This is a genomic window from Faucicola osloensis, assembly GCF_020041925.1.
GTDB classification, from domain to species: domain Bacteria; phylum Pseudomonadota; class Gammaproteobacteria; order Pseudomonadales; family Moraxellaceae; genus Faucicola; species Faucicola osloensis_D.
This window is the reverse complement of record NZ_CP083409.1, coordinates 1,379,858-1,392,483: the sequence shown is the minus strand read 5'-3', so window position 1 is coordinate 1,392,483 and position 12,626 is coordinate 1,379,858. Positions and strand designations below refer to the sequence as shown.

General features: G+C 43.1%; 8 protein-coding genes. 1 reads left to right on the top strand and 7 read right to left on the bottom strand.

The annotated features are described in order from the left end of the window. Window positions 1-57 precede the first annotated feature (57 nt). The 6 genes from LAJ61_RS06140 to purL form a co-directional block, all read right to left on the bottom strand. Entirely contained in the window at window positions 58-651 is a 594-nt protein-coding gene (locus LAJ61_RS06140) for a TPM domain-containing protein (RefSeq protein WP_007117355.1), read from the bottom strand. Between the two features lie 105 nt (window positions 652-756). Continuing rightward, on the bottom strand, window positions 757-2,052 hold the full coding sequence (locus tag LAJ61_RS06135) for a TPM domain-containing protein (RefSeq protein WP_224053212.1): 1,296 nt from the start codon (window positions 2,050-2,052) through the stop codon (window positions 757-759). A gap of 197 nt (window positions 2,053-2,249) precedes the next feature. Continuing rightward, complete coding sequence (locus tag LAJ61_RS06130) at window positions 2,250-2,933, bottom strand: LemA family protein (RefSeq protein ID WP_224053211.1); 684 nt, start codon at window positions 2,931-2,933, stop codon at window positions 2,250-2,252. Window positions 2,934-3,184: 251 nt separating this feature from the next. Beyond that, window positions 3,185-3,835, bottom strand: a complete 651-nt coding sequence (locus LAJ61_RS06125; protein ID WP_224053210.1) for a YceI family protein — start codon at window positions 3,833-3,835, stop codon at window positions 3,185-3,187. Window positions 3,836-4,013: 178 nt separating this feature from the next. Beyond that, window positions 4,014-4,709 (bottom strand): YceI family protein, encoded by a 696-nt coding sequence (locus LAJ61_RS06120; protein WP_224053209.1) that lies wholly within the window; start codon window positions 4,707-4,709, stop codon window positions 4,014-4,016. 264 nt (window positions 4,710-4,973) lie between these two features. Further along, entirely contained in the window at window positions 4,974-8,957 is a 3,984-nt protein-coding gene (gene purL / locus LAJ61_RS06115) for a phosphoribosylformylglycinamidine synthase (RefSeq protein ID WP_224053208.1), read from the bottom strand. Between the two features lie 349 nt (window positions 8,958-9,306). Between purL and LAJ61_RS06110 the strand changes: the two genes are divergently transcribed. Beyond that, entirely contained in the window at window positions 9,307-9,813 is a 507-nt protein-coding gene (locus LAJ61_RS06110) for a pyridoxamine 5'-phosphate oxidase family protein (RefSeq protein WP_224053207.1), read from the top strand. Between the two features lie 125 nt (window positions 9,814-9,938). Here the strand turns inward: LAJ61_RS06110 and pgsA are convergent, their stop codons facing one another. After that, the gene (pgsA, locus tag LAJ61_RS06105) at window positions 9,939-10,613 is read right to left on the bottom strand and encodes a CDP-diacylglycerol--glycerol-3-phosphate 3-phosphatidyltransferase (protein WP_224053206.1); all 675 of its coding nucleotides are present in this window, start codon (window positions 10,611-10,613) and stop codon (window positions 9,939-9,941) included. Between the last annotated feature and the right edge of the window lie 2,013 nt (window positions 10,614-12,626).

Sequence of the window (12,626 nt, the reverse complement as noted above, 5' to 3'; positions counted from 1 at the left end):
AGGTGACATCGCTTTTGGTAGGATTGCATCATCGCACTATGCTAATTAAGTTTAAAACTACTTTATAAAAATCATCTTGTCAGCGATTTCGTTGCCGCTTGGGTCATTGTCTAATTGGTAATATTGACGAAGCAATTGCCCCACATCGCCCAATAGCGCAACCAAGCTATCAATGTGTCGATTGGCTTTAATACCTTCGATAGCCTTGTCGCACATCGCTTGCCACATGGTTGGCATCACATGGCTATTGATGCCTCTATCGGCGACAATCTCCAGACGCCGCTCACAGATATTAAGATACACCAATACTCCAGTATTATCCTGCGTATCCCAGACACGATAATCCCCAAAAACTTCGATTGCTCTGTCTCGGCTGTTTTGTAGCCGTGCGGACGAAATGGGCAAATGATTCTCAATCACTAGCACCACTTCGCCACGATGCCCTTGCTCAGCTTCGGTAATTGCTTGATTTAGCTGTTGTTGGGCAGTAGGCGTTAACCAGCGATTGTGCAGGCTAGGTATAAACGCAACTTGACGCCACCATCTAGCCCAACTTGGCACAGTGGAAGTCACTGTCGCCATCGGTGAGGTGTAAGCAATGGTTTCTTCGTTGGCACCATTCGTTGCAGTTATTGGGTCATTTGTGCTCATGAAAATTCCATAAAAAATAATGAATTATACAGTTGATGATAAGGGGTAAATTTAAAATAATTTTTTCAATAATTTTTTAATAACTAGCCGATTACTGACTACTGATTACCAATCGCCACCAGCACCGCCGCCGCCAAAGCCGCCACCGCCGCCACTAAATCCACCTCCGCCAAAGCCTCCACCACCAAATCCACCGCCGCCAAAGCCCCCACCCGGCAGGAAAACAACCCCACCGCCGCCTCTGCCACCGCTACCACCACCGCCACCTCGAAATAGCAAGAATAAAAAGACAATAAATGCCACAAACATACTGCCCAGTAAGCCTGCACCAAAGACTGTACCAAGCGTTACAATGCCACCTGCCGTAGCAATCGAACCAAAAAAACGCCCTAATATACTGGTCAAAATCATACCAGCGACAAAGCCAAAAAAGCCTAGGAAGATAAGCGGTATACCGCCCTCTTGATTTGACTGAGCATTGCTATTGGCATTGGTATTGACTCGATTGGCATCGGCTTGCTTTAAAATAGCAGGATCGGTCGTCAAGCGTTCTTCAATACGATTAATCCCCGCTGTGATACCCCCGGCATAATCGCCTTGTTTAAATCTTGGGGTTATATCATCGCTAATAATGCGTTTAGCGACGGCATCAGGCAGGGTACCTTCAAGTCCATAGCCCGTTAAAATATACATTTTACGGTCATTGACGGCAACAACCATCAACAGACCTTGATCGGTGTCTTTTTTGCCCAATTTCCAGCGATCAGCGACCTTCATTGAATAGTCAAAAATATCTTCGCCATTGGTGGTGGGTACAATGACCACGGCTGCTTGCGCCAAACCGCGGTCATTAAGACTACGCAGTTTGGTTTCAATCGCTTGTTTATCAATGGCAGATAGAATTTTTGCTTCATCAATGACAGGGTTATTTAGGATTAGTTTATCAGCGGCGACAGGGGCTTGGGTTGACTGTTTAGGTGTCGTAGTCGTTTGGGCATTGGCGTTAGCTGTTGCCTGATTGCTATTTGTCTGATTGCCAATTGCTTGAGTATTAACCCCTGGTATCGGCAGTGCATCATTGCCCAACGTCTCTTTAATTGCATCATTATTGAGTACGGCATCATTGAGCGCTTCATTGGTTTGTGAGGTTTTGGCGATCGCAACCATATCCTCAACACTATGATCTTGTAGCGCCGGCTTAGCGGTAACGGTTGAGGAATCGGCTGTCGCCGTGGCAGTTTCTGCAGCGGCTGCCATGGGCATCGCAAGCCCAATGCCCATGGTCAGCGCAGTAAAGGTATTTAATAACAACCGCTTGGCTAACAAACGAGATGACAATTTTTGCGGCTGTTTATGGGAGCGCTGTAAATTGGGCTGTGTCTGTACAATATTCAATGACACCTGTGTTTCCTCAAAGTATGCAATTTTTTTATTATGATGTAGTCAATTCAACAACTATTTTAAAAAATTAGAAAATCAGTCTGACAATTTGTGCAAATCTTATTCAATGAGCCTGCCACCGACTGATGGCAGACTATTTAAAAAAATCTTCTTAACTGTTAAGCTTTAACCATACATTTAACGTTAACAATGGTAAATTAGGGTTTCGCTGTTGCAGTAGCGGAATTGTTCACGGGCTGACCGCCCGCATTTGCGGTGTTGCTATTGTTATTGCCAAAATCAACGGTTGGTGCAGTGGAGATTTGCGCCTCATTAGCCACGGTAAAGTTTGGACGGGTATGCATACCAAACACTTTTGCGGTGACATTGGTTGGGAATTGGCGTACGGTAGTGTTATAAGTTTGAACGTCTTGGATATAACGACCCCGTGCCACGGTAATGCGGTTTTCGGTACCTTCAAGCTGTGCTTGTAACTCTTGGAATTGTTTGTCGGCTTTTAGATCAGGATAGCGCTCTGACACTGCCATCAAACGCGATAACGCACTACCCAATTGATCTTGCGCTTGTTGGTAGCGTTGAAAAGCCGCTGGGTCATTAAGTACATCGGCACTCACATTGATAGTCGTCGCTTGTGAGCGCGCTTGTGTCACTTGGGTTAAGGTCGCTTGTTCGTGCTGGGCATAACGCTCAACGACTTTGACCAAGTTGGGAATCAAGTCAGCACGGCGCTGGTATTGGTTGACTACTTCTGACCATGAGGCGTTGATTTGCTCATCTTGCGCTTGCATAGCGTTATAGCCACAACCGGTCAGATTGGCAGAACCCACCACCAAGGCTGCGGCTAATAAGGTGTTTTTTACTGTTGTATTGAATGGTTTCATAAGTTTTCCTCAAAAATAAATTAAATAAAGTGATATCTAGGTTTTTGAAAATTATGAGGCTATGTGCGGATACTGTAAATTTACGTTTTGTATAGTGCTGTATGGTTTTGTATCAAACCGCAGACTTATTAAAGCCGGCTTAGCGGCTTAGAATAGTTAAGAATCGAATAGCTAAAAATTTGCAATCAGCTTAGCAAAAAAAGACCAGCCAACGCTGATCTTTTTGATTACCTTCATTATCTACTAAAAAATTATTGCTGAGCGGCTTCAATTTGAATGACTAACTTCACTTTTTTACTCACACCCATTTTGACATAACCATCAATCCCCCAATCGGTACGGTCAATCGTGGTTTCAAAATCACCACCGTACACATATGCCATTAGCAAAGGACTGGCGTAGCCATTAAATTTGCTCGCTGTTAAAGTGATAGGTCGAGTTTTTTTGAGCAAAGTTAGATTGCCTTTAATTTGGTGTAATTTACCCTTTTTAAAGATAAATTTGGTAGAGGTAAAGTGGGCAGTTGGATATTTATCAGCATTAAAAAAGTCTTTACTTTTTAAGTCTTTATCAAACGCTTTATTACCTGTTTGCAATTTTTCTAACGGAATATCAAGGTCAATTTTCCCTGTTTGATTGTCAGGGTCAAATACCATGTCACCTTCTAAGCCATAAAACCCACCATGATTGGTTGATGTACCAAAATGGTCAATGCTAAATCGCACATTGGTGTGCATCGGGTCGAGTTTATAGTTGATTGAATCAGATTTGACAATTTTTTTGCTTACTGCTTTTGCGCCTAGACTGAAAGTTTTAGCCAAGGCTTTTTTGGTCAAAATAGCAGTGGTCGCCACGCCTGCAAGTTTGGCAAGTGTTCCTAAGTTGTTAGTTTTATCTGTCATGAACTTTCCTTTTATTATTAGTCGTTAAAAATGGCATTGGTTTGAATATTTTAACTTATCAATTGAATCAAGCTGTGCAAAGAGTGTTGGCAAAGTTCAGCATTTGTGAAATTAACTATCGTAAAAACGTAAAAAAGCCAATGCGTTAACATTGGCTTTTGGGTAACGCTAAGCAAGCTTATTGCTGTACGGCTTCAACTTGGATGTTGAGTTTCACGTCTTTAGCAAAACCCATTTTGACATAGGTATCCATGCCCCATTTGGTGCGGTCAATGGTAGTCTCAAAATCACCGCCACATACTTGCGCATTTTTCAGCATTGGGCTGTTGTAGCAGTTAAATTTAGTGGCTTTTAAGCTAACTGGGTTGGTTTTGCCCAATAGCGTCAAGTTACCGTCAACTTTCGTTACTTTGCCATTTTTGAAATGGAATTTGGTTGATTTAAAATTAGCCGTTGGGTATTTTTCAGCGTTAAAGAATTCAGCTGATTTTAAATGGTTGGTAAAATGTTCGTTACCGGTATCAAGGTTATTGACAGGAATATCAACGTTGATGCTGCCTGTATTTTTGGCTGGGTTGTAGTTCAAGTCACCCGTTACGCCGTAAAAACCACCTTGGTTGGTCGTTGTACCGAAGTGATCAATCGCAAAACGTACATTGGCGTGGTTTGGGTCTAGCTTGTAGCTGGTGCTATTGCTTGGCTTAACTTTTTCTACTTTGGCGGTTTTAGGCGCTTTTGTGACCGCTGCAGGTTGAGCCGCGGTTTCACCAACTTTTTGCGTTTCACCGTTTTGCGAGATAACCAATTCTGCATTGGCAAATTGTGTGGCTAACAACGCTGTGATAGCGGTAGTGACTAAAAGTTTGCTATTCATGGGATTTTCCTCGATATATTATAAGAACTGTGTGGACTTACAAGGCATTGTTAATCAAACTTAACTTAGTCTATGTAGGATTAAGTTATTATAACATATGCCTTTCCCTTGTTATCGTGTATTGTTTGTAAATTGTTGCTAGTTTTTGACCGAGCCAAGATTTTCACCGTAACAGCCTTTATTGCCTTAGGCAGGTTAGGTTACGTCATTAAAAAAGGACAGCTTTTGCCATCCTTTTATAAAAAAAATCATCTATGTTAACTTTTATCTTAAGAATGCCCGAGCATTTCTAAACATCCGCATCCACGCCCCGTCATTATCCCAAGCTTCAGGCTTCCAGCTGTGGTTATATGCCATCAGATTGCGCTCTGGGTGTGGCATCATCAAGGTCACACGCCCATCGGTGCTACAAATCCCTGTCACCCCTTGCGGTGAGCCATTTGGATTGAGCGGATAATGCTCGGTTGCTGTGCCGAGACTGTCCACATAACGCATCACAATTTGCCCATGTGCGCTCATCCCTGCGATATCGGTATCGCTCAACGTTGCAAAGCCTTCGCCATGTGCCACCGCAATCGGTAGAATGCTCTCTTGCATGCCTTTTAACAGCACCGACTTGGTACGTTCAATTTTCACATTCACTGTGCGCGCTTCAAACCGTGCCGATTTATTGGCGATAAAACGGGGGAAATTCTCTGCGCCCGGTATCAAGTCTTTAAGCTGACTCATCATCTGACAGCCGTTACACACGCCAAGTGAGAAGGTTTCTGGTCGGGTAAAGAATCGCACAAATTGCATGCGTAGTTCGTCATGGAACAGTACCGATTTTGCCCAGCCAGCACCAGCGCCAAGCACGTCGCCATAACTAAAGCCGCCGCAAGCCACCAGCCCATCAAAGTCACGCAAGTTGACACGCCCTTTGAGCAAGTCACTCATATGCACATCGACGGCTTCTAGGCCTGCGCGTTTGAAGCCCGCCGCCATTTCTAGCTGACCATTCACGCCTTGCTCACGCAAAATGGCGACTTTGGGCTGTGCGATGCGACTATTGATATACGGGGCTTCAATCGCTTGGTTAAGATCATAATTGGCTTGCGCAATTAAGCCTTGGTGTGATTTATCACCAATCAAATCAAAGGCCTGTTGTACGCATTCGGGGTTGTCACGGTTTTTGGCGATATGGTAGCTGACTTTGCTCCATTCTTGCTCAAGCTCGCTACGCTCAAAACGTAAATTTTGCGTGGCTGTTTGGAGGAGTAAACTGTCTTCATCGGTGCTTTGACCGACTAGGCTTAACAACTCGCTGACGCCTGTGGTTTCGGCAAGCGCTAGCAACTGAGCCACCTGATAGGTTTTAACTTGAATCACCGCGCCGAGTTCCTCAGCAAACAATTGACCGAGTAAATTGTCATCAGTTAACACCAATTTTACGCCTTGGCGACTGGTAAATTGCATCTCAGCAATGGTGGCAAGCAAACCGCCATCACCAATATCATGATATGCCGTGATTAAGCCTTGGTTGTTGGCTTGCTGGATAAAGTTAAAAAAGTTGATTAAATCTTGCGGATTATCCAGGTCTGGGCAAGTATCACCCAGTTGGCTTAGGGTTTGGGCAAGGATTGAGCCACCCAAGCGGAACTGACCTTTTGATAAGTCTAAACGATAAAAAGCGGTTTCGCCAAGCGCCGAGCTGGTTAGCAATTCTGGCGTTAAGGTTTTGGTGACATCTTGCACAGGGGCAAAGGCAGTGATAACGAGCGACATGGGTGACACCACAGACTTGTTTGCCTGCTCATCTGACCAATTCGCCCGCATCGACAAGCTGTCTTTACCCACAGGAATGGCAATGCCAAGTGCCGGACAAAGCGCCTCGCCCACGGCATACACTGCATCAAACAAGGCTTGGTCTTCTTTGTCTTCACCACAGGCTGCCATCCAGTTCGCCGACAAGGTAATGTCTGATAGCTTGGCGATATTCGCCCCTGCGATATTGGTAATGGCTTCAGCAACAGCAAGGCGCGCAGATGCGGCAGGATTAATCAAAGCAACTGGGGTACGCTCGCCCATACTCATGGCCTCGCCTGTCATCGGTTTGCCATCGACAGGGATGAGAGCAGAAGCGGTAACAGCACAGTCCGCCACTGGCACTTGGTAACGTCCAACATATTGGTCACGTACTACCATACCCGTGATGGAACGATCACCAATGCTAATTAAGAAAGATTTACTGGCAACCGTTGGGTGACGCAGCACGTCTTTGACCGCTTCAGCCAAATCGACTTTATCAAGGTTTAACGCTGTCAAATCTGGCGTGCTACGGCTAAAGCTACGCTGCATTTTTGGCGTGCCACCGAGTAGCACTTGTAGGGGCATATCGACCGGTTGTTGGTCGCCTTTGGTGTTGAGTAGTGGGTCATTGACCACCAACTCACGCACGTCAGTCGCTTCACCCAAAATCGCATACGGGCAACGCTCGCGTTCACAGATACTATCAAATAGTTCACGGCTTTGTGGACGGATTGCCAACACATAACGCTCTTGGGCTTCATTTGACCAAATCGCCATTGGCGACATGCCATGCTCAAGCGACGGCACTTTACGCAAGTTTAACACCGCACCAAGTTCATGGTCATTCACAAGCTCAGGCATGGCGTTTGACAAACCCCCTGCCCCCACGTCATGAATCGACACAATCGGATTGTTATCTTCATCTGGCTGGTTGCCTGCCATCGCCCAACAGCGGTCAATGACTTCTTGACAGCGGCGTTCCATCTCGGCATTGTCACGTTGCACGGACGCAAAATCCAGGCCTTCATCAAGCTCACCACTATCCACCGAACTTGCTGCGCCACCGCCCAAGCCGATTTGCATGGCAGGACCCCCTAGCACAATCAGCAAATCGCCTTGCTGAATCGGATTTTTTTCCACCAAATTGCGTTTGATATTACCGTAACCACCGGCAATCATAATAGGTTTGTGATAGCCACGCATTTGGCTGCCATCTTGGTCTTTTGAGGTATCCAATTGAAATGAGCGAAAATAACCGACGAGATTTGGACGACCAAATTCATTGGAAAACGCCGCGCTACCAAGCGGTGCTTGGGTCATGATTTCTAATGCAGACGCCATACGCACTGGCTTGCCGTAGTCAGCAGTCGAGACTTTTCCGCTGTGCTCCCACTTTTCTGGCATATCAGGCAGCTGCAAATGCGACACATGGAATCCTGCCAAGCCTGCTTTGGGTTTACCGCCACGACCTGTCGCGCCTTCGTCACGGATTTCACCGCCAGAACCTGTTGCCGCTCCTGCATACGGTGCAATCGCCGTTGGGTGATTGTGGGTTTCTACTTTCATCAAGATATCAATCGGCTCTTGGTGAAAATCGTATGCTAAATGATTGTTGTCGCTGTTTAATAGCGGATAAAAACGCTGTCCTTCATGCCCTTTTACCACTGCGGCATTGTCTTTATACGCGGATAAAATATCGTTGGGATTTTGCTCGAAGGTATTTTTAATCATGTCAAACAAGGATTTTGGCTGTACTTCGCCATCAATCGTCCATTGCGCATTAAAAATTTTGTGGCGGCAATGCTCGGAGTTGGCTTGGGCAAACATCATGAGCTCAACATCGGTCGGATTGCGTTTGAGTTCATTGACGTAGGCATCCATCAAGTAGTCAATATCTTGGCTCGATAACGCAAAACCAAACTCACGGTTTGCCGACTCTAACGCCTCACGCCCTTTGCCCATCACATCGACATGGTTGAGCGGTGCTGGCTCATGGTCATCGAATAAGTGCTGAGCCTTTGCCAAGTCATAAAATAGGCTTTGGGTCATGCGGTCGTACAACATCATCTCGATATCATGCGGGAGTTTTTCAGGCAAATTTTCGCCTATGAGCGTATACACCATCAAGCGCTCAACACGCTCAATCGCTATCTCACAATTATTAAAAATATCCGTCGCTTTACTTGCCCAAGGGCTAATCGTACCAAAACGTGGGCTGACGATAATTTGCAGCGCCTCTTTATTCTCATTTTGGCTTGCTTGATTGAGCGCGATTTCGTCACCGTGATTGAGCAAATCTACTGCTTTCTTATAATCGTGTTCTGCCAAATCCTTAGAAAAAATATAAACTTGCTGGCTTTTTAAGTGAGTGATTTTGAGATTGGTTTTTTGGCTAAGGGAATTTAGCAGTTTGGTGGTTTGAAAATCGGTTAAAAATGGGTGTCCAGCGATGATAGTCATAGAAAGTTCCGCTTGCTTCGGGAAAAGTTGGGAAAATAACAGAAAAATTTGCGGCTATTATAGCATTAAACCCACGGGCGTATCACTTGTCTTGATGGCGATAAACTGTCATTTCACGATGTGTTTTTTCTAAAGTGTCTTTCAATTGCGTTACGTTGCGATAACATCGTTAACGGTTTTATACCAATTATTTGCAGCTTTTCGACATACTTAAACAACCAAAGCCGGTAATATCGTCCAAGTTAACGACTTTAACCCAGTTTTAACGTAGCTTTCTATAAGTTGGCAATAAATTTTTTAGCATTAACTTTGAGACGTATAATAACCCTATAATAACAAGGACCTTCTCATGGCAGATCTCACCAAAGAGCAACATATTGAAAATATTAATAAAGTGATTAAAGGCGTCAAATATGCAATGATGACCACCATTACTGCAGACGAAAAACATTTACATGCGTGCCCAATGACCACCAATAAAAATGAACTAGAAAATGGCAAAATTTGGTTCATCGGCGATCGCAAATCAGAAACTATCAAAGACTTGGAAAAGAATCCCCAAGTCAATTTATCTTATACCTCAAGCGACCAAAAAGACTTTGTGTCAATCAATGGTACCGCTAAATTGGTTAATGACAAAGCCAAACTAGATGAGCTTTGGAGTCCAGTCTATGCGGCGTTCTATGAGAAAGGTAAAGAAGATCCTAACGTGCAAGTGATTTGTATTGAATGTAACGGTGCGCAGTATTGGCTAAGCGGTAACACGGTGGTGGACATGTTTAAGATGGTATCAGCGGCTATCCAAGAAGGTAAAACTGCAGAAAATATGGGTGAAAACCATTCCGTGACGTTTTAATTATTGGCTTTAAAAAAATATCACCCCAGTTTTTTAACTGGGGTTTTTATAGTAAATTTTGAACTAACAATTGTTTTAACATAGTCCGTTTTTTTAACGTCATCAGTTTTTTTTAAAGTTATCAATTAAGGCTGTTTTAAATAGGGCCATGCCGCTTTCAGATAAATAAACATTGACCATAACGTCAACACCACTGAAATGATCAATAGTAAATACCCCGTCATCTCAAGTGATTCCCAATTAAGTAGTAACACCGTAATTGCCACCATTTGAAAAGTGGTTTTCATTTTGCCCACATATGACACTGCAACGCTGGTACGATTGCCCAGCTCTGCCATCCACTCACGCAAGGCGGAGACAGCAATCTCGCGTGAGATAATAACAATTGCTGAAATCGCCATGACAATATCAGGATGCCACTGCACCAAGATAATTAGCGCGGCAGCAACCATCAGTTTATCCGCCACAGGGTCAAGAAACCGCCCAAATGCCGATGTCATATTGAGCTTGCGAGCAAAGTAGCCATCTAACCAATCGGTAATTGCCGCCAAAATAAATACAGCCGTCAATAAAAAGTGGCGTAGTAGGCTATCGCTAAACTGATACATACCTATATTGGCAATTGCGTTGTCACTAATGGCGCTTTGTCCAATCCCCATCGCAGGCGGCCAATAAGCAATCGCCACAAACAGCGGAATCATCACGATGCGCGCAATGGTCAAGTTGTTGGGCAAGTTAAAAATACTGCCCGAGGCAACAGGAGGGTTGGCTGTGTCGTCGGTCACTAGCTTATCGGTCATGGGATTTTTCGTTCATTCTTGTTGTAAGGCGCGGTGTAACGCTAATTCTAGTTGAAATAATTATAACGGTTCTCAAAGTAATGTCATTATGTTTTGCCCATAATGCTAGTTTTTGTCATACTTTTCAACAATTAAGCCACTTTACCGTATTGATTTTATGGTATTTTTACCAAATATGTCATTGTATAAAAAACACTTCAAAAGTAACAAGGTGTAATTAGACAGTCAAAAATTTAGACTTTTATTGCTATGATAACGTCCGACAACGAAATAATAATAACAATAAGAATTATTTCGCCATTAGCAAATTTTGCTGTTGTCAGGTTTATTGATAGTCGGCTATTTTGTACCCAATTAATCAGTCATAGGGTATCAACTTGCAAAATTTTTTATCAATTTTTTATTAATATAGCACTTGGACAATTTTGATAAACCGCGTTTATTGTCAAAAATTTTCAGACTTTTAACACTTACTTGTGCTTTTCCTCAGCCCATTGCTCACCTCCTGCAATGGGTTTTTTTTATTCTATCAAATTATTGATTCTATTAAATTTAATAGTTATTAATATAAAATTGGTAGCCGTTTTGGTAGCCATTTATTCAAAATCCCCTTATTTCTCAACAAAAATATTTTTTGTAACTGCTAAAAAATGCCCCTGCTCAAAATGAGGAAGGGTAAAAAATCTTGGGGTAATCTTGGGGTTTATCTTGTTGCAATCTTGTTGTTTTAACCAATCGAAAAAGCGACACGTTAAACCATAGCTAAAAATTCCTTTGCCATATGCTCAAATTCTGCTTTTGCCTTTTCTCGCCTAACGTATGCAAAAATTCCTGCTCATACTGGGCGGAAAACTCTTTTTTATAATGTCAAAAAACTAAGTTTTTCCTACTGGTACAATCTTTTTATAGCAGTCCGCAAAACTCAAATTTTACTAAATGGTTCATACCTCCCTTTAACTTTACCAATGAAAAAATATAGACAAGCCACAATGAAAAAATAGCCTTATGCCTTGCCCTGTGTGGCTTTGGTGGGTTTTGACTTTTTTAATCTGTCTTATGTAGTCAATAATTTTGCTTACTGGATTAAATGCCCGCCTAACGTGTGTAAAAAGTAGGGTTCACTTATCGCAAAAGTCATTTTCTAACGTGCTCAAAAACTACTTTCTAAGTTGTCCGAAAACTTCTTTTTTCTTTACAACCTACCAATGCAAAAATGGTCTTATTCAATGACTGGCAAGGGTTAGGCGCATTTTTAGATTTTGTATTCAGTAAAGCTAAGTAAAGTTAAATCATGGTATTGCTATAGCTATCCTTGTCCAATTCCTTACCGTAATCTTACCGTTACTGATTCCAAGAAAACCTTGCCGTAATCTAGCCGTTATCATCTCAATATAGGCGGGCTTGGTTCTATAATCGCTTGTGGTTGTGTCTTATGCTTGCATGGCTATTTTACAAGCGTTTTCACCTGCTTTTGACTTCCGAAAAATCTTGCCTGCCTAACGTGCCTAAAAAGTCCTTGCTCGTACTGTGCAGAAAACTAAGTTTCACTAGGCTAGTGATTCCTAAAAAATCTTTGGGTGGTAATTACCTGTTGCTTTTTGCTGTTGCGTTTAGTGTTGCTTTCTATTCTCAAAGCTTGATATGACTGGCTTTATGTTTGGCTAGGTGTTGCGTTTTGGGTCATGCCTAACAATGGGGTTATAGTGTGAACCTATCTAATGTGAACTAATTACAATAAATAAAATCAATCATGCCCGCCTATCGTTCGGCTTTGCTGTTCGGTTTGGTGTTCAGTTCTCACCAATGCCCCATGTAATGCGGTTTGGTCTGTTGCTGGGTGTTCGGTTTTTGAATTGAACCATAGGCGGTTAGGTGTTCATTTTGCTGTTCACTTTTTGCCAATGCCTTTTTATTACTGGCTTGGTGGTTGTAGTGGTGTTCAATTTTGGTTAGGTTGGTTTTCTAAATAATTAGAACTTGCTATTGCTGGCTTGTTAGTATGATGTCAGAAAT

What these genes read in the sequence shown, in the direction of transcription:
- LAJ61_RS06140 (WP_007117355.1), bottom strand. Translation starts at nt 651, where the DNA reads ATGAGCACAAATGACCCAATAACTGCAACGAATGGTGCCAACGAAGAA.
- pgsA (WP_224053206.1), bottom strand. Translation starts at nt 10,613, where the DNA reads ATGACCGATAAGCTAGTGACCGACGACACAGCCAACCCTCCTGTTGCC.
- LAJ61_RS06125 (WP_224053210.1), bottom strand. Translation starts at nt 3,835, where the DNA reads ATGACAGATAAAACTAACAACTTAGGAACACTTGCCAAACTTGCAGGC.
- LAJ61_RS06110 (WP_224053207.1), top strand. Translation starts at nt 9,307, where the DNA reads ATGGCAGATCTCACCAAAGAGCAACATATTGAAAATATTAATAAAGTG.
- LAJ61_RS06120 (WP_224053209.1), bottom strand. Translation starts at nt 4,709, where the DNA reads ATGAATAGCAAACTTTTAGTCACTACCGCTATCACAGCGTTGTTAGCC.
- LAJ61_RS06130 (WP_224053211.1), bottom strand. Translation starts at nt 2,933, where the DNA reads ATGAAACCATTCAATACAACAGTAAAAAACACCTTATTAGCCGCAGCC.
- purL (WP_224053208.1), bottom strand. Translation starts at nt 8,957, where the DNA reads ATGACTATCATCGCTGGACACCCATTTTTAACCGATTTTCAAACCACC.